This window comes from Pseudomarimonas salicorniae (assembly GCF_023156535.1).
Taxonomy (GTDB): Bacteria; Pseudomonadota; Gammaproteobacteria; order Xanthomonadales; family Xanthomonadaceae; genus Pseudomarimonas; species Pseudomarimonas salicorniae.
This window is the reverse complement of the sequence record NZ_JALNMH010000001.1, coordinates 228,610-247,590: the sequence shown is the minus strand read 5'-3', so window position 1 is coordinate 247,590 and position 18,981 is coordinate 228,610. Positions and strand designations below refer to the sequence as shown.

Below are 18,981 nucleotides of genomic sequence, written 5' to 3'. Positions count from 1 at the left end.
CTCAGCAGGGCTCGAGGAAGTCCTCGTAGCGCAGGCCTTCGGTGCCGCCTGCCAGCTCCTGGTCGACCAGCTGCGGATGCAGCAGCTGGACTTCCCAGACCACGTCGATGCCGTGCCGGCTGCCGATCTCCAGCGGCGGCAGCAGCGCGTCGAACAGCCGGTCGAAGTCGATCTCGTCGCTGAAGTAGCCGCCGAGCGGCACGTTGGCCGGCAGCAGGTTGAAGGTCCGCTCGTAGACCACCACCGCGCTGACCGGCGTGGTGAAGCTGCGGGTCTCCTCCTTGTCCTTGTTCTTGCGCCGGTATTGACCCTTCTCGCAATTACCGGCGACGACCCGGATGCAGGCGCCCTTGAGGGGCACCCGCGACTGCGCCTCGACCAGCTGGCCGAGCTTCAGGCGCAGGCCGCGGCGCAGCGGCGGATGCTCGCGCAGCACAAAGCGCATGTAGCGGCGCAGCTGGGCGCGCAGGGCGAACCAGACCCCGGCGCCCAGGGCGCCGCTGCCCATCAGCGCCTTCATCAGCGGCGACTCACTGCCGTCGCTGCCGCTATGGTCGTAGAACAGGGTCTGCGCTTCGGGGGTGAACTCGTCATGCAGGCCGAGCACCATGTTCCCCAGCACCAGCAGGCCGCCGAACACGATCAGGGCGATCGCGATCAGCCGATTGCGCAGAGGAATCGAAGCGAGGTTGGCGCCCAGCGAGAAGGCATCGGCGGGGTCGAGCTGCTTGATGTCGCCGGTGCAGGCGCGGGGTTGCGGACCGAGCAGGGCAGAGTGGTCGCTGTCGATCTCGGTATCGAAGAGCAGGGCGTCGTCGACCTTCAGCTCCGAGACCAGCACCACCTCGAGCTTGTCGCCGGCATACACATAGCAGCCGTCGAGGCAGGACTCGGGCACGGGCAGCTCATATGTTCGGCCTCGATTCGGAAGGCGTGCTCCCAGAGCGTACGCAGGCCGTGTACCGGGCGTGAGTCCTTGACCCGCGCCTTGAGCCGCAGGCGTAGCCGGGCGTCATGGCCGATCAGGGAGGCATCGTTGACCAGCAGCATCGCCCGCAAGAAGTCGCCCTCGCGGACCAGTTCGACCTTGGCCTTGCTCATCGACCGCCTCCCCCGTGGCTTTCCGCCGTTCCGCACCGGGTCGCCGGACGGATGCGTGTGGCCCTCAACCCCGCTGTGCAGGCTGCCGCGTTCAATCAGGCGAGTCCACCGCGGAGGATCCGCCATGAAACGACTGCTGACTGCCCTCGGCCTGCTGGCCGCCCTGTTCGCCCTGCCCGCGGCCGAGGCCCGCCACGAGCCGCGGGTGCGGATGAGTCTGGAGGACCTGCACCGCGGGCACAGCCTGCCGACGGCGCACTACGCGGGAGACCGCTTCGTCGCCGGCGAGCACGGGCAGGCCTATGCGATCCGCCTGGCCAACACCACGCCGCGCCGGCTGCTGGTGGTGCTCTCGGTCGACGGCATCAATGCGGTCACCGGCGAAACCGCCGCCCCCGACCAGCGCGGCTACGTGCTCGGCCCCTACCAGCAGACCGTGGTCCGCGGCTGGCGCAAGAGCCTCGACGAGGTCGCCGAGTTCCGTTTCGCCGCACTGCCTTACAGCTATGCCGCGCGCACCGGGCGCCCGGACAACGTCGGGGTGGTTGGCGTCGCGGTATTCGAGGAGCGCGAGCTCCGCCCGCCGCCGGCCCCGCTGCCGCAGATCGGCGAGGGCCGCCGCGACTCACGGCAGCGCGCCGCGCCGGCGGCCGAGGCCAGCAAGTCCCTGGCCGACGCCGGCGAGGCCGAGGCGCTGGGCACCGCGCACGGCTCGCGGCGCTGGGATCCGGCGCGCCAGGTCGGCTTCCGCCGGGCCAGCCGTCACCCGGTGGAAAGCGACCGGCTCTACTACGACTCGCGGGACAACCTGGTCGCCGCCGGCATCCTGCCGGCCCGCTACCTGCCCCGCGATCCGCGCCGCGCCGATCCGTTCCCGCTCGGCTTCGTGCCCGATCCCTGAGGCGTGGGGCCACGCCGCCGGGTGATCCGGCGGCGAAGGTCCTTACCGGGCGCAAAGAAGACCTTCCACAACACCCGAATGTAGGAGCCAGCTTGCTGGCGATCGTCCCATCCGGGGCGCCTATCGCCAGCAAGCTGGCTCCTACAGCGGGACCGGGGCGAATGCGAACTTCGCGCCCGAAGCTGCCCTCAGGCCACGCGCATCGATGCCATGCCGGCGCCGCAGTCCTGGCCTGCAGCACGCATACGCCGGATTGACAGCATCGACACATCCGCACCACGCAGCGGCGTGCAGGCTCTACGTCCCCTGCGCAGAGTTCGCACCCATGTCCCTGTATCGCCTGATCTACGCCTCGCGCGCCAGCGAGCAGATGAAGCCAGATGACCTCGGCCAGATCCTCGAGGCCTCGCAGCGGAACAACCAGCGGGTCCACGTCAGCGGCATGCTGCTGTTTTCCTCGCGCGAGTTCCTGCAGTGCCTTGAGGGCGGCCGCGAGGCGGTAAACGCCACCTACGCCCGGATCCTCGGCGACCCGCGGCACGAGGCGGCGGTCATCCTCGACTACCGCGAGGTGGCCCGCCGCCAGTTCGGCGGTTGGGCCATGCACCAGATCGCGCATGATTGGCTCTCCCGCCAGGCCATCCTCGACTTCTCCGAACGCGAGCTGTTCAGCCCGACCCGGATGAGCGGCGCCTCGGCCTGCGCGATGGTCGAGGAGCTGGCCGCGCGCCGCACACAGGTTCCGGCCGAGCGGCCGGGGCAGGCCGCAGCGGGGTCGGTGCTGGGCCGGCTGCGCGCCGGTTGAACCCCGCGGGGCTGCTCCGCGCCACGGTGACGACTAGACTTGGCGGTCCCTCGAGTGCGACCCGGCCATGCTCCACGACCTCATCGACATCGGCGCCAACCTCGGCCACGAAAGCTTTGATCACGACCTCGACGCGGTGATCGACCGCGCCCGGGCGCACGGCGTGGCCCAGATGGTGCTGACCGGCGCCAGCCGGGCCGGCTCGCCGAGGGCGCTGGAGATCGCCCGACAGGGGCCCGGGGTGCTGTTCGCCACCGCCGGCGTGCATCCCCACCATGCCAGCGAATACACCGCCGAGGCCGATGCGGAGCTGCGCGAGCTGCACCGCCAGCCCGAGGTGGTCGCCGTCGGTGAATGTGGCCTCGACTACCACCGTGACTTCTCGCCACGGCCGGCACAGCGGCGGGCCTTCTCGCTCCAGCTGGAGATCGCCGCGGACACCGGCAAGCCCCTGTTCCTGCACCAGCGTGATGCCCACGAGGACTTTCTCGCCATCCTCGCCGAGTTCGAGGGCCGGCTCGGCCCGCGGGTGGTGCACTGTTTCACCGGGGAGCGCCACGAGCTGGAGGCCTACCTTGAGCGCGGCTGGCACATCGGCATCACCGGCTGGCTCTGCGACGAGCGCCGCGGTGCCCACCTGCGCGAGATCGTGACCGGGATTCCCGCCGACCGGCTGATGATCGAGACCGACGCCCCCTACCTGATGCCGCGGACCCTGAGGCCCAAGCCCAGCCACCGGCGCAACGAGCCGATGTTCCTCGGCCACATCTGCGCCGAACTGGCGCGCGACCGCGGCGAGGATCCGGTGCAGACCGCGGCGGCGACCACGGCCACCGCCCGGGCCTTCTTCGGCCTGCCACAGCCACCTGCTTGATTGACGCTGGCCGGCCCCGGCCCTAGGCTGGACGGCCTGATCCCCGACTGCCGCGGAACCTGCCTCCATGAGCTTCTCGATCAATATCGACCTTTCCGACCGCGACCTCGAACACTTCCAGGCCGCGCAGAAGCAGGCGGTCGACGCCGCCGCCAAGAAGAGCGACCAAGAGATCATCAATGCGGCCAGCGCGCTGCTTGTCGAAGCGACCAAGATCACCGTCCCCGACTTCATCGGCGAGCGGCTGGCCAAGCTGGACGACATGATCGCGATGCTCAACGACGAAGGCTTCGCCCTGCCCGAGGAAGACCGCAAGCGGGTGCTCTCGGCCCTGGTCTACTTCGCCGATCCCAAGGACATCATCCCGGACAGCGTCCCGGTGCTCGGATTCCTCGACGACGCCATCATGATCGAGCTGTGCACCCGCGAGCTGAAGCACGAGATCGAGGCCTACGAGGATTTCTGCGACTACCGGCAGCGGGAGGCGGATTCGCGCGGGTTGGACCCGGCGACCATCGGCCGCGCGGACTTCCTCGACAGCCGGCGCGCCGAGCTGATCGATCGCATGCATTCCCGACGCAACCGTGAGCAGGGCGGCGGATTCGGCCATGGCTACGGCAGTTCCAGCGGCTGGGCCTCCGGCAAGTCCTACATCTCGTCCAGCAGCTGGCGTCCGGGCCGTTTCCGCACCCGCTGAAGCGCAGCACCGGCTTGATCCAGGCGCGCCCCACGGGGCGCGCCTTCGTTTCGGGGAATCCACATGTTCAAGCGCCGCCCCACCCTAGAGCAGCTCAATGCCCAGCGTCAGGGAACCCTCGTTGATGCGCTCGGCATCCAGATCACCGCGCTGGGCGATGACTTCATCCGCGGCAGCATGCCCTGCGATGAGCGCACCCGGCAGCCGTTCGGCCTGTTGCACGGCGGCGCCTCGGTGGCGCTGGCCGAGACCCTGGGCTCGATGGCCGGCAACCTCTGCCTCGACAACGAACGTTTCCTGGCCGTCGGCCTCGAGATCAGCGCCAACCACCTGCGTCCGGTCACCCGCGGCAGCGTGCACGGCACGGCCCGGGCCATCCATGTCGGCAAGCAGACCCAGGTCTGGGACATCCGCATCGAGGACGACGACGGCCGCATGAGCTGCATCTCGCGGCTGACCCTGGCGGTGATTCCGAAGCAGTAGCGCCGAGCATGGCGGGCCGTTCCAAACGATACGTTTCCGCATGGTGGCAAGAGCGGCTATCGTGGGGAGGATGACCGAGACCGTGGCCGTTTCCAGCGATCCACTCCGCCCTGCGCGCTTCCTGCTGCGGCTGCCGCTGCTGCTGCTGCACCTGTTCGTCTCCCTGCCGCTGACCCTGGTCCTGATCAACCCGCTGACCGCGCGCTGGCGGCTGGCCTCGGGCGAGCGCGCCGACCACCGGGTGATCCGCTGGTGGTCGGGTACCCTGATGCGCATCTTCGGCTTCCGCCTGCGTCGCTTCGGCGAGCCGCTGCCGGGCGCGGTCTTCTTCGTCGCCAACCACGTCAGCTGGATCGACATCGAGCTGATGCACAGCCAGCGCATGCTCGGCTTCGTCGCCAAGGCCGAGATCAGCCGCTGGCCGCTGATCGGCTGGCTGGCCTCGCGCGCCGGCACCATCTACCACCACCGCGGCAACAATGAATCGCTGCACGGGGTGATGCACCAGATGCTCGACCGGCTTGGCCGCGGCGAAGCGGTGGGCGTGTTCCCCGAGGGCCGCACCACCGACGGCACCGCGATCGCCACCTTCCACGCGCGGATCTTCCAGCCGGCGGTCCTCGCCGAGGTGCCGGTGCAGCCGGTGGCGCTGCGCTATGGCCGAGGCGGCGACGCCCAGACGGTGGTCGCGTTTGCCCCGGGCGAGAGCTTCCTCGGCAACTTCCTGCGCCTGCTCGGCGAGCCCGGTCGCGACGCCGAGGTCCACTTCCTGCGCCCGGTGCAGCCCAGCGAGGATGGCAGGCGCCGCCTGGCCGAGGCCTGCCGCTCGCAGATCGTGGCGGCGATGCAGCGCTGAGCGGCGCCGGCATGAGCATTCTTCCCCTGCATCCATTCCGGCCGCACCCGCTGCTGCGCAATCCGCACCTGCAGTCGGTCCTGGCCAGCAGCGGCGTGCGCCGGGCGCTGGCCAGCCGCAGGCGGGCGCGGCTGGAGGGCAATGCCCAGCCGCACATCCTCGACTGCGGCGACGGCGTCCGACTGCTCGGGTTCCACTCGCGGCAGACCGTGCGGCCCGAGCCGCGCGGCCTCGCGGTGCTGCTGCATGGCTGGGAAGGAAGCGTGCAGTCGACCTACCTGATCCACACCGGCGCCAGGCTGCTCGATGAGGGCTTCGATGTCTTCCGCCTCAACCTGCGCGACCACGGCGATACCCACCACCTGAATCCCGAGCTGTTCCACTCCTGCCGCATCGACGAAGTGGTCGGTGCGGTGCGCGAAGTCGGTCAGCGGTTTGCCGAAGGCCCGCTGTTCGTCGCCGGCTATTCGCTCGGCGGCAACTTCGCCCTGCGCGTGGCGCTGCGCGCGCCGGGCGCGGGCATCGAGCTCAGCCGCGCGGTGGCGGTCTGCCCGGTGATCAGCCCGGCCGCTGGCCTTGCCGCGATCGAGACCGCGCCGTGGTTCTACCAGGCCTATTTCCTGCGCAAGTGGCGGCGCTCGCTGGAAACCAAGGCGCGGCATTTTCCCAGCGTGTTCGACTTCGCTGACTGGCAGCCGGCCCAGGGCCTGCGCGAGCTGACCCGCCTGCTGGTCGAGCGCTACACCGAGTACGGCACGCTGGAGCGCTATCTCGACGGCTACTCGATCGCCGGTGACCGCCTGGCCGCTCTGCAGGTGCCGGTGCGCATCCTGACCGCGGAGGACGATCCGATCATTCCGGTCGCCGACTTCCGCGCGCTTTCCCTACCGGCACATTCGCGCCTCGAGATCGCCCCTCATGGCGGTCATTGCGGATTCCTCTCGGGCCTGCGCGGGCGCAGCTATGCCGAGGATTTCATTGCCGACGAACTGCTCGCCGCCGCCGCCCAGGACCAGCGCGGCGGCGAGGCAGGGGCGGGCTGAGGGTCTGATTCGGGCGCGAAGTTCGCATTCGCCCCGGCCCCGCTGTAGGAGCCAGCTTGCTGGCGATAGGCGCCCCGGACGGAACGATCGCCAGCAAGCTGGCTCCTACACGCAACGTCGCTGCCAGGTCCGGTTTGCGCTGCAAAGCAGGCCTTGCCGCAGTCAAATTGTGGGAGTGCCCTCGGGCGCGACCGCAGCGCTACGGATTCACCACAGACCGCGGCCAGAGCGGAACTCCGCGGTCGCGCCCAAGGGCACTCCCACAGAATATCGGCCCATTTGATGAACCGTGGCGAATGCGAACTTCGCGCCCCAATCCGCCCCCCGCGCCGACTCCGGCCGCGGGCCGGGAATCGCTGCAGGGGTTAAACTCGCGGGTTTCCCCGGCCCGCGGGCCGCATAGGACAATGACCATGCAGCAAGAGATTCTGGAGGCGATCGGCCGCAAGGATGCGGAAACCGCCCTGCGCCTGGCCCGCGATGCGGTGGCGGCCAATCCGGAGGACGCCGAGGCACAGCACGCCCTGGGTCTTTCCCTGCAGCTCTCGGGTGACCACGCGGCGGCGGCCGAAGCCTTCGATCGCGCCATTGCGCTTGCCCCGCACACCTCCCGCTATCACGTTGCCCGGGCCGCCCTGGCCCTCGGCCAGCGCGATGCGGAGCGCGCCGACAGCGAGATCCGCGCCGCGTTGGCTGCCGACCCGAACCAGCTGAATGCCTATGTGCTCGCTGCGCATCTCGCGATCTCGCGCGGAGATGCCGACGATGCCGAGCGCCAGCTGAAGCTGGCTCAGCGGGTGGCCCCCGACCATCCGGTGGTGATCGCCATCGAAGGCAATCTTGCCCAGCTCCGCGGCGAGCACGAGAAGGCGATCAAGCTGCTCTCCTCGGCAGCGGAGCGCATGCCCGAGGAGCCGCTGGTGCTTGCCTCGCTCGGCCTTGCCTACCTCGACGCCGGTCATCTGGCCTTTGCCGAGCAGTCGCTGCGCCGGGCGCTGGACGGGCAGCCCAATGCGCTGCGCCTGCGCTGGGCCCTGGTCGAGGCCAAGCGCCGCCAGGGCCACCTCCAGGATCTGCCTGCCGAGCTGGAGCGGATCCTGGCCCAGCAGCCCGATGACCCGCGCGCGCTGGCCCTGCTTGGCGACTGCCGCCTGCGCATGGGTGAGGTCGACGCCGCACTCGCCGCCTACCGCCAGCTGATCGGCCAACGCCCGCTGCGCGAGGTGGCCCTCGACGGCGTGATGCGTACGCTCAGCCAGTCCGGCCTGCATGCGCAGGCGGTGCTGCTGATGGACGAGCAGCTCGAGCGCAACAGCGACGCCGATGCCCTGTGGCAGCGGCGCGTGATGCTTGTCCAGGGCGACCTCGAGGCCGCCGGCAGCGTGCTGGACCGCTGGCAGGCCGCCCTGCCCGACAGCCTTGGGCAGATCCTCGTGCGCGCCGAGTATGACGAGGCCTGCGGCCGCGCCGAGGCCGCCGAAGCCGGGGTCGACAAGGTGCTGGCTGCCCAGCCGGGCTCCAGCAACGCCGCCGGGATCAAGTTCCGCCTGCTGCTGCGCCGTGATCCCCAGGCCGCGCTGCAGATGGCCGAGCAGTTCCACGCCCGTGCCGGGAGCCCGCAGGCCAAGCGCCTGACCCGGACCTGGCAGGGCTTTGCCCTGGACCGGGTCGAGCGCCACGACGAAGCCGGCGCGATCTGGCTGGAGCTGGCCGAGTCGGCGGGCCAGGCGCAGGCCCTGCCGCCCATCCGCACCCAGCGCGCCGAGCCGGCGCCCTCGGGCAAGCCCCAGGCGCGGCTGCTATGGGGCCCGCCGGGCAGCCGGGTCGCCGAACTGGTCGGCATGCTGCGCGGCGTGCCCGATCTGCACGTGCTGGACGATCGCTTCGGGCCCGGCCCGCGCCAGGATGGTTTCGGCCCGTGGCTGGCCGATGGCCGCGCCACCCCGGGCGCACGCTGGTACGCCGAGCTGGAAATGCGCGAGATCCCGCCTGCGCAGATCATCGACTGGCTGCCGCACTGGGACATCAGCATCGACACCGCGCTGCCGGAATCGCGGCTGTGCGCGGTGCTGGCCGATCCGCGCGACCTGCTGCTGAACGCGCTGGTCTTCGGCGGCCCGCAGCCCTGGCCGCAGCCGACGCCCGAGGCCCTGGTCGATTGGCTGCAGGCCGCGCTCGGCCCGCTGGTCGACCTGCCCGAGTCGCGCCGGCTGATCGTCGACAGCGCCCAGCTGGTCGACGGGCCGGACAGCGTGGCCCAGCGTGTCGAGCGCTTCTTCGACCTGCAGCAGACACCGCCCAGCGAAGGCATCGAGACCAGCCGCCGCGGCGTCTCGGACTTCCCGGCCTGCTTCCCGCCCGGCCATTGGCGGCGCTACGCGAAGGCTTTCGATCAGCACTTCGCGCCGCTGGCGCCGCTGGCCGAGCGCCTGGGCTTTGAGGCCTGAGCCACACTGACGTCGCGCAAGCGGTGGGCAGTGGTAGCCTCGGGGGCCTTCCAGCCAAGGCCCCCGGGAGCCCCGGGGCAAGGAGCAGATCGATGAAACTCCGCAGTGACAGCTTCCGGCAGGGCAAGCGGATTCCCGCCGAGTTCGCCTTCGGACGACCCGGGGACGCCGGCGAGCCCTGCGTGCTGGCCGCCAATCGCAGCCCGCATCTGGCCTGGGACGAGGTGCCCGAGGGTACGCGCAGCTTCGCCCTGTGGTGCGTCGACCCCGACGTGCCTTCGCGCGGCGACGACGTCAACCAGGCCGGACGCACGGTGCCGGCCGAGCTGCCCCGGATCGACTTCACCCATTGGTTGATCGCCGACATGCCGGCTGCCACCCGCGAGCTGGCCGCCGGTGCCTGCAGCGATGGCGTGACGGCGCGTGGCAAGACCTCGCCGCCCGGCCCGGCAGGCAGCGTACACGGGCGCAACGACTACACAGGCTGGTTCGCCGGCGACGAGGCCATGGCCGGCACCTACCTCGGCTACGACGGACCCTGCCCGCCATTCAACGACAGCCTGCCGCACCGCTACTTCTTCCGCATCTACGCGCTGGATGTCGAGCGTCTCGGTCTCGAAGAGGGCTTCGACGCCGGTGCGTTGCAGCGGGCGATGCAGGGACACGTGCTCGGCGAAGCGGCGATCTTCGGCCAGTACAGCCTGAATCCGGCGCTGTCCAGGGCCGGCGACGGCTGAGTCGCCTCCCGCGGGGGCCGCTGCGGGCGCGCTGATCCACCGACGGCGTTCAGCGCGCCGCGGCACAGCCGCTGCATAATGGAGTCATGCGACACATCCTGCTGATGTTCTGCCTGCTCCCGGCCCTGGCCGCGGCCCAGCGCGTCGAAACCGAGGCCGTGGAAGCCCCGGAGGCCCTGCCCGAGGCCACCCCGGCCGAGGACCGCCCGGCGCCCGATCAGCGCGCCCTTGCGGTCGAGGATGGCCGGGTCAGCGTCGAGGAGATCCGGCGCTTCGTCTCGGTGTTCCGCGCGGTCAAGCAGGCCTATGTCGAGCCGGTCGACGACGCCACCCTGATGCGGGCTGCGATCCGCGGCCTGCTCGCCGACCTCGATCCGCACAGCACCTACCTCGATGCGGCGCAGACCCGCAGCCTCGACGAGGCGGCCGAGGGCGCCTACAACGGCCTCGGCCTGGAGGTGTTCCAGAATCCCGACCGCAGCCTGACCGTCATCGCGCCGATCGACGACACGCCCGCGGCGCGCGCCGGGATCCGCCCGGGCGACACCATCATCAAGATCGACGGCGAGGTTATCCGCGCCGACAACGTCGATGCCGCGGTGGACTCGATGCGCGGCGAGCCCGGGACGGAGATCCGTCTGACCGTCATGCGCGACCAGGTCGCCGAGCCGATCGAGATGACCCTGACCCGCGAGACCATCCGCATCGCCAGCGTGCGCTCGCGGAGGATCGACGATGGCCTGGCCTACGTGCGGGTGGCGATCTTCCACAACGACACCGCCGAGGAGATGCGCCGCCAGCTTGAGGCGATGGCCGGCAAGCGGCGCATCGACGGCATGGTGCTCGACCTGCGCAGCAATCCCGGCGGTCTGCTGACCTCGGCCGTGGCCAGCGCCGACCTGTTCCTCGACAGCGGCCTGATCGTCAGCACCCGCGGTCGCCTTGGCCATGCCACCAGCGAATACCGCGCGCGTCGCGGCGACGTACTCGACGGCGCCCCGATCGTGGTCCTGATCGATGCCGGGACGGCCTCGGCGGCCGAGGTGGTTGCGGGAGCCCTGCGCGACCACCGTCGGGCGCTGATCATGGGTCAGGACAGCTTCGGCAAGGGCTCGGTCCAGACCGTCCTGCCGATCGACAACGGCGATGCGCTGAAGCTCACCACCTCGCGCTACTACATGCCCAAGGGTGGCTCGATCCAGGCCTCGGGTATCCGCCCGGACGTCAGCCTGCCGGTCGGTGCGCGGCTCAGTGGCGGCGCCCGCGATCGCGCCCTGCGCGAGCGGGACCTGCCGGGGCATCTGGCTGGCGAACAGTCATCGGCGCCGGCTGCCGAGTCGGCCGCGGAAGAGGACGACTACGCCCTGCAGGAGGCGGTCAACCTGCTCAAGGGCCTGGTCGTCTTCCGCGCTCAGCCGGGTGCGGGGCGCCGCGGCGCCGGCCCGTAGAAAGCCTCCAGCAGGGCTGCCACCTCCGGATAGCAGGCGGCCAGCTGCCGGTCGGCGGTGAAGTGGTATTCGCTGGCCACGGCGAAGAACTCGTCCGGTGACTCGGCGGCATAGGGGTCGATCGGCGTTTCCTCGTCGCGGTCCAGACGCGCATTGAGGTCGTCGAAGGCCGCCTGGAAGGCGCTCACCCAGCTGCGCCGGGTGGCCGCGTCGCGCAGTGGCGGCGTCCCGTTCATCGGGCCGTCCAGCGCGTCGAGCTTGTGCGCGATCTCGTGGATGATCACGTTGAAGCCGGGCTCCGGCTGGCGCAGGTCGGCCAGGACATCGGCCCAGGACAGGACGATCGGACCGCGTTCCCAGGCCTCGCCGGCCAGATCGTCATCCCATTCGTGGACCACACCGTCATGCTCGCCGGTCTCGTGGCGGCGGACCCGGAACTGCCCCGGATAGACGATCACCTCGTGCCAGCCATCCAGGCAGTCCTCGGGCAGGCGCAGGGTCGAGCGACAGCACAGGGCCGCGACCAGGACCCGGCGCAGCGGGCTCATCTCGAACCCGCCCGCCGGCGTGATGGCCTTGCAGGCGAGAAACCGTTCGCAGCGCTGACGCAGGATGGCCTGGTCGGCGGGCGCCAACCAGCGGATCAGCCAGGCGCGGCGCACCGCACGCCGCCAGAGCGGGTCAGCAATGGGTTCAGAGGGGGGAGGGGCCAAGCCCAGCCAGCGCAGGATCATGGGCTGACTATGCGGTCGCCACCAAAGCCGGACAAGGACGCGCTGCGGGAGTGAGGCGCGGCGCGCCCTTGCCGGCGGGCCCTGTCAGAGTCTGTGACCCCGGTCCACGGGATCGGTTCCCCCGGGACGTGACTCCGGCAGGCCCCGGTTCAGCGAATCATGCCGGGCAGGAAGCTCTGCCAGCGCGGGCGACTGCGCTGCACGGTATCGGAATCGCTGCCGCCGCCGCCGCCGCGGACCTTGCTGTCTGACGCCGGCGCCGGAGCCGGTCGCACGTCGTGGTCCGTCGGCGCTGTTTTCTCCTCGACCACGCGGCCGGGGCAGCCGGTGGCCGTGTCCAGACCCTGGGAGGCGAGCGCGGGCAGGGAGGTCAGGCAGGCAAGCAGGATGAGGTGGCGAAGGCTTCGTGACATGGCGGCAGGTCCGTTGTGGCTCGGCGTCTGCACGGTCAGATGCAGGAAGCGTGAAAAAGGTTGCATCCAATCGCCAGGCTACGGGATCAATCGTAGCTCCGCCGCGACGAGGCGTGGTGTCGGCCGGACGCGGGCGGGGCTCGGTCGGTCGCGGCAGGCGCTCTGCGCCTGCCGCAACTACGGGCGCTACGCGCCCTGCGTCTTCGCTGCACTACGTTTCGCTCGGTCGGTCTTGGCGGGCGCGTTGCGCCTGCCAAGACTACGGGCGCTACGCGCCCTGCGCCTTCGCTGCACTACGTTTCGCTCGGTCGGTCGCTTGCGGCGCTGTGCGCCGCTTCAATCGCGCCGCTTGAGCCGGGCAAGCCCCAATCGGCAGCATTGATTGAACTGGCGGTCAGCGTGCACGCGTCGGACGGGTCATGGGATTGGCCCTGGGCAAACTGTCATGACGCGTTCTAGACCCAGCGCGGCTTCACCCGCTGCACCGCAGCATTCCCAATCCGCGGGGCTCTGGCAGACTCGGGGGATGGCTGCCATTTCCCACGACATCCCCTTCGAACAAGGCCCGCGGGTCTCCGCGATCGGACTGCGGCGGGCGCTTATTGCCGGCATGCGCCGGGTCATCGAGAGGCGCGAGCTGCTCAACCGGATCAATGTCTTCCCGGTGCCGGACGGTGATACCGGGAGCAACCTCGCCTTCACCCTCAATGCCGTGCTCAGCGGCAGCCTCAGCCGCCGCAGCCGCTCGGCGGGGGCCCTGCTGCGGGCGGTGGCGGATGACGCCATCGACGGGGCGCGGGGCAATTCGGGCGCGATCCTCGCGCAGTTCCTGTGCGGCGCCAGTGAGGCGGTGGGCGATGCCGCCCAGCTCAGCTCGGCGCGGATTGCGCGGGCGGTGCGCGCCGGATCGGAGCAGGCGCGCGGGGCGCTGGCACAGCCGCGCGAGGGGACCATCCTCAGCGTGATCCGGGCCTTTGCCGAGGCCCTGGAGGCGCCGCGACGCGACCTCAATGCCTGGTTCGGCCACGCCGTGGACAAGGCCCGCGAGGCGCTGGCGGAAACGCCCAGGCAGTTGGCCGTGCTGCGCCAGGCCGGCGTGGTCGACGCCGGAGCCCAGGGCTTCGTCGATCTCATCGAGGGCATCCACGGCTTCATCGCCCGCCGCGAACTGCGACCGGCGCCGCCGGATCTCGGCAACACCCAAGAATTTGCCGGCGACCACTGGCACGACGAGGCCGACGCCAGCCGGCCGTGGTGCAGCGAGTGCCTGATCGAGGCCGAGGCGATCGACCGTCAGGCCCTGCAGCGCATGCTGCAGCAGAGCGGTGCGGCCAGCGTGGTGGTGGCGGGGACGGCGCGGCGGGTCCGCCTGCATGCCCACGTGGCCGATCCGGGCCGGATGTTCGAGATCGCCGGCGACTTCGGCGCGGTCAGCGCGCGCAAGGCCGAGGACATGCGCGCCCAGTTCCGCGCCACCCAGCGGCAGGGCCAGGTCGCCATCGTCACCGATTCGGCCGCCGACCTGCCCGCCGGGATCACCGAGCAGCTGCCCATCGACGTGGTCCCGGTGCGGGTCAGTTTCGGCGCCGAGGATTTCCTCGACCGGGTCTCGCTGAGCAACGCCGAGTTCTATGCCCGGCTGCGCGGTGGCGGCGTCCTGCCGCAGACCTCGCAGCCGCCGCCCGGGGATTTCCGCCGCCAGTTCGAGCTGCTCCTTTCCCACGCCGAGGAGGTGGTCTACATCGGCCTTTCCCGGCAGCTGAGCGGCACCCTGCAGTCGGGCGAGGCGGCGGCCGAGCGCTGCGGGGGGACGCGCGTCACGGTGATCGACAGCGTCCAGGCCTCCTGCGGCCAGGCCCTGCTGGTCATGGCCGCGGCCGAGCTGGCCCGGCGCGGGGCCGGGGTGGCCGACATCCGCGCCAGGCTGGACGCGCTGGGCCCGAAGACCTTCACCTTCGCCGCGGCCCGCGACATCAGCCACGCCGTGCGCGGCGGCCGGGTACCGGGCTGGGTCCTGCCGCTGGCCAGCCGCTTCGGGCTGACCGCGATCGCCCGGATGAAGCCCAGCGGCAAGCTCTCCGTGGCCGGTGCCCTGTTCGGCGGCGCCCGGGTGCCCGAACGCTTCGCCCGCTATGTCGAGCGTCGCCTGCCGCGGGCGCCGCAGTGGCGGGTGATGGTCGGCCACTGTGATGCGCCGGCCGAGGCCGAGGCCCTGCTGGCCGCCCTGCGCCAGCGGCTGCCGATCAGCCGCGACTGGCTGGTCGAGACCGGTCCCGCCATCGGCGCCCACGCCGGGCCCGGCACCCTGGTGGTCTCGGCCCAGGTCGAAACCGAAGTTGCTCGCTGAGCTGCGTCGCCAGCGCCTCCATGCTCAACAGGTCGATTCACCCATGACGACACTGCAGTCGTGATCCTCGCCCTCTGCCTTCTGGCCGCCTACCTGCTCGGCTCGCTGTCCGGATCCCTGCTGCTGGGACGTCTGCAGGGCTTCGACATCCGCACCCAGGGCAGCGGCAACGCTGGCGGCACCAACGCCTTTCGAACCCGCGGCTGGCGCTTCGCGCTGGGCGTGGTGCTGATCGACATCGGCAAGGGCGCCCTCGCGGCCTGCCTGCCGGTCTGGCTGGGCAGTGCGCCGCTGCCGCTGGAACAGGCCGTGGCAGGCTGCGTCCTGTTGGCGGTGGCGGGACATGTCTGGCCGGTGTTCTACGGCTTGCGCGGCGGCAAGGGGGCGGCCACCCTGATCGGCGGCCTGCTGGTGATGTGGCCGATGTCGGTGCCCGTGCTGCTCGGCGTCTGGGTGCTCTGCCTGCTGGCCACCGGCTATGTCGGCCTGTCGACGATTCTTGCCGCGGTCGCCCTGGTTCCCTGGGCCTGGTTCGATCCCGGCCCCTCGCCCGGGTTGCGCCTGGGCTTCGCCGTGGCGGCGGCGCTGTTCATCCTCTACACCCATCGCAGCAACCTGGCCCGGCTGCGCGCCGGCACCGAGCATCGTTTCGAGAAGGCCCGCCTGATCGGCCGGCTGCGGCGGCGCTGAGCGATGAAGCAGGTCGGTGGCTGGCCGCTGGAATGGCAGGCCGTGTGCGACTCCAGCAACAGCGAGCTGCTGCGCCGCTCAGAGCGGCTCCCGGACCGCTACGCCCTGGTGGTCGACGCGCAGACCGCCGGACGCGGTCGGCAGGGCCGCAGCTGGCATTCGCCGCCGGGTGCCAACCTCTATCTTTCCCTGTTTGCCAGGCTGCCGTTGCCGGCCCGTGCGCTCGGCGGGCTCAGCCTGGCCGTCGGCATCGGCGTCGCCGAGACCCTGCGCGGGCTGGGTGCGGAAGAGGTCGGGCTGAAGTGGCCGAATGACCTGCTGGCACGCGGGCGCAAGCTGGGCGGCATCCTGATCGAAATCGCGCCCGGCCGCGACGCCCGTAGCGAGGTGGTGATGGGCCTTGGCCTCAACCTGCGCCTGCCGGCGGAGCTGGATGTGGGGCAGCCGGCCATCGACATGGCCACACTCGGTCATGCGCTGGCGCGCGAGGCACTGCTCGAGCGGCTGCTACCGGCGTTGGGCAAGGTGATCGACGCATTCTGCGTGTCCGGATTCGCCCCGCTCAGGCCACGCTGGGAGGCCCTCGATGCGCTGCTCGGGCGCGTGGTCAGGCTGTCAGCCGGAGCGCGCTGTGAGGCGCGCGTGCTGGGCGTGGCCGACGATGGCCGGCTGCGCCTTGCCGATGCCGGCGGCGAGTTCTGCTGCGCCGCCGGAGAGGTCAGCCTGCGCCCGGCGGACGCAGGCTGAAGCGGCTCACGGTGCCGGGTCGGCCTTGGCCTTGCCAGAGCCGATATGGCGGTCGAAGAAGGCCAGCATCTTGCTGTAGAGCTTGACGTTGTTCTCGACCTTGTAGAAGCCGTGGCCCTCGCCCTTCTCGACGTAGAACTCCTCGACCAGGTTGCCCTTGCCGGCTTCCTTCAGGTTCTTCACCAGCAGTTCGCTCTGCGCGGGCGGGGTGCGGCGGTCCTTGGCGCCGGCGACGATCATCAGCGGCACCTTGATGCTGGCCACCTGCTGGGCAGGTGAGCCCTTGGTCAGGTCCTCCTTCGAGCGGCCCAGCACCTCCTCCAGATAGTCCACGCCGGAGTCGCGCTCACGGATGTCGCCGCGGCGGTACATCATGTCGAGGTCGTAGACGCCGACGAAGCCCATCGCGCACTGGTACAGGTCCGGCTCCTTGGCCACGCCCATCAGCGAGGCATAGGCGCCGTAGCTGCCGCCGTAGAGGCAGATGCGGTCCTTGTCGGCGATGCCCTGCTCGATCGCCCAGAGGGTGGCGTCGGTGACGTCGTCCTGCATGGTGCCGCCCCACTGCCGGTAGCCCATGCGCTCGAAGGGCCGACCGAAGCCGCCCGAGCCGCGGAAGTTCGGCTGCAGCACCGCGTAGCCGCGGCTGGCCAGCAGCTGCACGTCGCGCTGGAAGCCCCAGGCGTCGTAGGGGCCGTAGGGGCCGCCGTGCGGATTGACGATCAGCGGCAGGCCCTTGGCCTCCTTCACCCCCGGCGGCAGGGTCAGCCAGCCGTGGATCCTGACGCCGTCGCGCGCGGTGTAGCTGATCGCCTTCATCACGCCCATCTGCTCGGGCTTGATCCACTGCGAGCGGGCGGCGAGGTAGGTGGCCTGGCCGGTCTTGCGGTTGAACAGGTAGAACTCGCCCGGGTTGCGGTCGCTGCGGACCAGGAACACCACCAGGCTGCCGTCCAGCGTGCTGCTGGTCAGGTTGACCCACTGGCCGGGAAAGGCCTTTTCGAGGCCGGCCAGCAGCTTGGAGTCGGGATGGGTGGGGTCGACGTAGACCCGCCGCGGTTCGGCGGCGAGGAAGTCGATGGCGATCAGCTCGTTGCCGTCGGTGGAGTAGACCGGCGTGGTCGGGTCGGAGACCTCGTCGCGGGCGATCAGCTGGGTCTCGCCGCTGGGGCTGACCAGGTAGGCGCCGTTGGTGCCGCTCGCGTGGGTGATCATCGCGTAGAAGCGCACGCCGTCCGGGTGCATGCGCACCGGGTACATGTCCTGCTCGGACTTGGCCTGCTCATGGATGAGCTTCCACTCCTTGCTCTCGGCGTTGTAGTAGTGGACCTCGCCCTGGTTGTAGCCGCGGACGCCAGAGGCGACCCGGGGGTTGCCCTCGTTGTCGACCAGGAAGAACGCATTGGGCACCGGCGAATAGGCCAGCACCCGACCCTGCGCGGTCTTGGCGTTGACCTTGTAGAGGACGACGTCGGCTTCCTCGCGGCGCGTGCTCGGCAGGTAGTCGGTGACCACGACATGGTCCTGGTCCTCGGGCAGCGGGTGGGTCAGCTGGCTGGCCCGGTTGCCGCCGGCGTAGGCGGCGCGGTCCTTGCCGTTGACGTCCATGAACAGCAGCTCGCCGCGGGTCATCGGACGCACCAGGCTGCCGAGGCGGTCGTTCATGGTGAACGCCAGACGCTTGCTTGAAGCCCACTCGAAGCTGGCTACCTCGCGATCGTCCTCGAAGCGGGCGACGCCGGTGACCTTGCGGTTCTCGCGGGTGAAGACCACCAGCGCCTGGGTGTCCTCGTCGGGCACCGTGGCGGCCAGGTGCTTGCCATCGGGCGAGATCCGGATGTCGCGGAACTCGACGTAGCGGAAGAAGTCCCCGATCGGCGGAACCGCCGCTGCCAGCGATGGCAGCCCGAGCAGGCAGGCGGATAGAAACAGTGCGCGCATCATGTGTCCCCCATCAACGAAACGTGAATTGTGCCGCGCCGCGCGCGCCGGGTGAACCGGATGCCCGCCTGAAGGCGGTATCGCGGCGTCCGGCAGCGGTGCTGGAAGACATGGGGACGGAGGCAGCCCGACTCTGTGACGGGCGCGTTCGCAGCGCGCCGGTCGCGCGGCCCTCAGCGCGGGGTGACGGCGGCCAGCACCCGGTCGATGCGCGGCGCCAGTTCTCCGAGCAGCCGGTGCAGCTCGCGATGACCCTGGCTGGCCTGGGCGTCGGACTGCAGCTTCTCGTGGGCGAAATTGAGCGCCGCCAGGACGGCGATGCGCTCAAGCGTGGCGCTCTTGTCGCGCGACTTCATCTGCCTCAGGCGCTCATCCAGCAGGCGCGCAGCGCGCAGCAGTCCCTCTCGCTCGTCCTCGGCGCAGGCGACCAGGTAGCTCTTGTCCAGCAGTCGGACCTCGACCGGTTCGCTCACGCGTTCTGCTCCAGGGACTTCAGGCGCTGGATCATGGCCTCGACCCGCGAGCGCGCCTGCTCGTTCTTGGCGATCAGGGCGGCCCGCTCGCTGACCCACTGCTCCTGAGCGGCGCGCAGCTGGCGATTCTCGTCGGCCAGGCGTTGCGCGGCATCCAGCAGCAGGTCGATGCGCTGGCGCAGCTGCTCGGCGGAGGTGTCGGAGGCGGGTTCCATCCGCGGACGATAGGACCGGCCGGTGACCG

The 18,981-nt window shown here is 70.6% G+C and carries 19 protein-coding genes; 13 read left to right on the top strand and 6 right to left on the bottom strand.

The annotated features are described in order from the left end of the window. Position 1: 1 nt before the first annotated feature. The gene (locus M0G41_RS01070; RefSeq protein WP_248204297.1) at positions 2–898 is read right to left on the bottom strand and encodes a hypothetical protein; all 897 of its coding nucleotides are present in this window, start codon (positions 896–898) and stop codon (positions 2–4) included. A gap of 327 nt (positions 899–1,225) precedes the next feature. On the opposite strand from M0G41_RS01070, the gene M0G41_RS01065 reads away from it, so the two are divergent. From M0G41_RS01065 to M0G41_RS01020, 10 genes are all read left to right on the top strand, one after another. After that, complete coding sequence (locus tag M0G41_RS01065; RefSeq protein WP_248204296.1) at positions 1,226–2,002, top strand: hypothetical protein; 777 nt, start codon at positions 1,226–1,228, stop codon at positions 2,000–2,002. Between the two features lie 325 nt (positions 2,003–2,327). After that, positions 2,328–2,807 (top strand): BLUF domain-containing protein, encoded by a 480-nt coding sequence (locus M0G41_RS01060; RefSeq protein WP_248204295.1) that lies wholly within the window; start codon positions 2,328–2,330, stop codon positions 2,805–2,807. Between the two features lie 67 nt (positions 2,808–2,874). Then, the gene (locus tag M0G41_RS01055; protein WP_248204294.1) at positions 2,875–3,681 is read left to right on the top strand and encodes a TatD family hydrolase; all 807 of its coding nucleotides are present in this window, start codon (positions 2,875–2,877) and stop codon (positions 3,679–3,681) included. A gap of 67 nt (positions 3,682–3,748) precedes the next feature. Next, complete coding sequence (locus M0G41_RS01050; RefSeq protein WP_248204293.1) at positions 3,749–4,378, top strand: YkvA family protein; 630 nt, start codon at positions 3,749–3,751, stop codon at positions 4,376–4,378. A 63-nt stretch (positions 4,379–4,441) separates the two neighbouring features. Next, positions 4,442–4,861: a hotdog fold thioesterase gene (locus tag M0G41_RS01045; RefSeq protein ID WP_248204292.1), complete on the top strand. Its 420-nt coding sequence runs from the start codon at positions 4,442–4,444 to the stop codon at positions 4,859–4,861. A gap of 70 nt (positions 4,862–4,931) precedes the next feature. Continuing rightward, complete coding sequence (locus M0G41_RS01040) at positions 4,932–5,717, top strand: lysophospholipid acyltransferase family protein (protein ID WP_248204291.1); 786 nt, start codon at positions 4,932–4,934, stop codon at positions 5,715–5,717. A gap of 11 nt (positions 5,718–5,728) precedes the next feature. Further along, positions 5,729–6,760 (top strand): YheT family hydrolase, encoded by a 1,032-nt coding sequence (locus M0G41_RS01035; RefSeq protein ID WP_248204290.1) that lies wholly within the window; start codon positions 5,729–5,731, stop codon positions 6,758–6,760. Positions 6,761–7,173: 413 nt separating this feature from the next. Further along, positions 7,174–9,207 (top strand): tetratricopeptide repeat protein, encoded by a 2,034-nt coding sequence (locus M0G41_RS01030; RefSeq protein WP_248204289.1) that lies wholly within the window; start codon positions 7,174–7,176, stop codon positions 9,205–9,207. 92 nt (positions 9,208–9,299) lie between these two features. Next, positions 9,300–9,944 (top strand): YbhB/YbcL family Raf kinase inhibitor-like protein, encoded by a 645-nt coding sequence (locus M0G41_RS01025; RefSeq protein ID WP_248204288.1) that lies wholly within the window; start codon positions 9,300–9,302, stop codon positions 9,942–9,944. A gap of 86 nt (positions 9,945–10,030) precedes the next feature. After that, on the top strand, positions 10,031–11,392 hold the full coding sequence (locus M0G41_RS01020; protein ID WP_248204287.1) for a S41 family peptidase: 1,362 nt from the start codon (positions 10,031–10,033) through the stop codon (positions 11,390–11,392). Here the strand turns inward: M0G41_RS01020 and M0G41_RS01015 are convergent. Both M0G41_RS01015 and M0G41_RS01010 read right to left on the bottom strand, forming a co-directional pair. Next, positions 11,356–12,126, bottom strand: a complete 771-nt coding sequence (locus tag M0G41_RS01015) for a M90 family metallopeptidase (protein WP_248204286.1) — start codon at positions 12,124–12,126, stop codon at positions 11,356–11,358. The two genes, M0G41_RS01020 and M0G41_RS01015, sit on opposite strands and share 37 nt — an antisense overlap. Before the next feature lie 149 nt (positions 12,127–12,275). Beyond that, positions 12,276–12,539: a hypothetical protein gene (locus M0G41_RS01010; protein WP_248204285.1), complete on the bottom strand. Its 264-nt coding sequence runs from the start codon at positions 12,537–12,539 to the stop codon at positions 12,276–12,278. Between the two features lie 526 nt (positions 12,540–13,065). Here M0G41_RS01010 and M0G41_RS01005 point away from each other — a divergent pair. Genes M0G41_RS01005 through M0G41_RS00995 form a run of 3 tightly spaced genes read left to right on the top strand, consistent with a single transcriptional unit; the run spans position 13,066 to position 16,323 of the window. Beyond that, positions 13,066–14,886: a DegV family protein gene (locus M0G41_RS01005; protein ID WP_248204284.1), complete on the top strand. Its 1,821-nt coding sequence runs from the start codon at positions 13,066–13,068 to the stop codon at positions 14,884–14,886. A gap of 60 nt (positions 14,887–14,946) precedes the next feature. Then, positions 14,947–15,576: a glycerol-3-phosphate 1-O-acyltransferase PlsY gene (plsY, locus tag M0G41_RS01000; protein WP_248204283.1), complete on the top strand. Its 630-nt coding sequence runs from the start codon at positions 14,947–14,949 to the stop codon at positions 15,574–15,576. Between the two features lie 3 nt (positions 15,577–15,579). Then, on the top strand, positions 15,580–16,323 hold the full coding sequence (locus tag M0G41_RS00995) for a biotin--[acetyl-CoA-carboxylase] ligase (protein ID WP_248204282.1): 744 nt from the start codon (positions 15,580–15,582) through the stop codon (positions 16,321–16,323). Positions 16,324–16,329: 6 nt separating this feature from the next. On the opposite strand, the gene M0G41_RS00990 is transcribed toward M0G41_RS00995, so the two are convergent. From M0G41_RS00990 to M0G41_RS00980, 3 genes are all read right to left on the bottom strand, one after another. Then, the gene (locus M0G41_RS00990) at positions 16,330–18,267 is read right to left on the bottom strand and encodes an alpha/beta hydrolase family protein (protein ID WP_248204281.1); all 1,938 of its coding nucleotides are present in this window, start codon (positions 18,265–18,267) and stop codon (positions 16,330–16,332) included. A gap of 170 nt (positions 18,268–18,437) precedes the next feature. Beyond that, complete coding sequence (locus tag M0G41_RS00985; protein WP_248204280.1) at positions 18,438–18,737, bottom strand: cell division protein ZapA; 300 nt, start codon at positions 18,735–18,737, stop codon at positions 18,438–18,440. Further along, entirely contained in the window at positions 18,734–18,952 is a 219-nt protein-coding gene (locus tag M0G41_RS00980; RefSeq protein WP_248204279.1) for a TIGR02449 family protein, read from the bottom strand. The genes M0G41_RS00985 and M0G41_RS00980 overlap by 4 nt, the downstream gene beginning before the upstream one ends. Between the last annotated feature and the right edge of the window lie 29 nt (positions 18,953–18,981).

Bases quoted from the DNA above. Each gene is read 5' to 3' on its own strand.
- M0G41_RS01065 (WP_248204296.1), top strand. From the start codon at position 1,226: ATGAAACGACTGCTGACTGCCCTCGGCCTGCTGGCCGCCCTGTTCGCC.
- M0G41_RS01060 (WP_248204295.1), top strand. From the start codon at position 2,328: ATGTCCCTGTATCGCCTGATCTACGCCTCGCGCGCCAGCGAGCAGATG.
- M0G41_RS01055 (WP_248204294.1), top strand. From the start codon at position 2,875: ATGCTCCACGACCTCATCGACATCGGCGCCAACCTCGGCCACGAAAGC.
- M0G41_RS01050 (WP_248204293.1), top strand. From the start codon at position 3,749: ATGAGCTTCTCGATCAATATCGACCTTTCCGACCGCGACCTCGAACAC.
- M0G41_RS01045 (WP_248204292.1), top strand. From the start codon at position 4,442: ATGTTCAAGCGCCGCCCCACCCTAGAGCAGCTCAATGCCCAGCGTCAG.
- M0G41_RS01040 (WP_248204291.1), top strand. From the start codon at position 4,932: ATGACCGAGACCGTGGCCGTTTCCAGCGATCCACTCCGCCCTGCGCGC.
- M0G41_RS01035 (WP_248204290.1), top strand. From the start codon at position 5,729: ATGAGCATTCTTCCCCTGCATCCATTCCGGCCGCACCCGCTGCTGCGC.
- M0G41_RS01030 (WP_248204289.1), top strand. From the start codon at position 7,174: ATGCAGCAAGAGATTCTGGAGGCGATCGGCCGCAAGGATGCGGAAACC.
- M0G41_RS01025 (WP_248204288.1), top strand. From the start codon at position 9,300: ATGAAACTCCGCAGTGACAGCTTCCGGCAGGGCAAGCGGATTCCCGCC.
- M0G41_RS01020 (WP_248204287.1), top strand. From the start codon at position 10,031: ATGCGACACATCCTGCTGATGTTCTGCCTGCTCCCGGCCCTGGCCGCG.
- M0G41_RS01015 (WP_248204286.1), bottom strand. From the start codon at position 12,126: ATGATCCTGCGCTGGCTGGGCTTGGCCCCTCCCCCCTCTGAACCCATT.
- M0G41_RS01010 (WP_248204285.1), bottom strand. From the start codon at position 12,539: ATGTCACGAAGCCTTCGCCACCTCATCCTGCTTGCCTGCCTGACCTCC.
- M0G41_RS01005 (WP_248204284.1), top strand. From the start codon at position 13,066: ATGGCTGCCATTTCCCACGACATCCCCTTCGAACAAGGCCCGCGGGTC.
- M0G41_RS00995 (WP_248204282.1), top strand. From the start codon at position 15,580: ATGAAGCAGGTCGGTGGCTGGCCGCTGGAATGGCAGGCCGTGTGCGAC.
- M0G41_RS00990 (WP_248204281.1), bottom strand. From the start codon at position 18,267: ATGATGCGCGCACTGTTTCTATCCGCCTGCCTGCTCGGGCTGCCATCG.
- M0G41_RS00980 (WP_248204279.1), bottom strand. From the start codon at position 18,952: ATGGAACCCGCCTCCGACACCTCCGCCGAGCAGCTGCGCCAGCGCATC.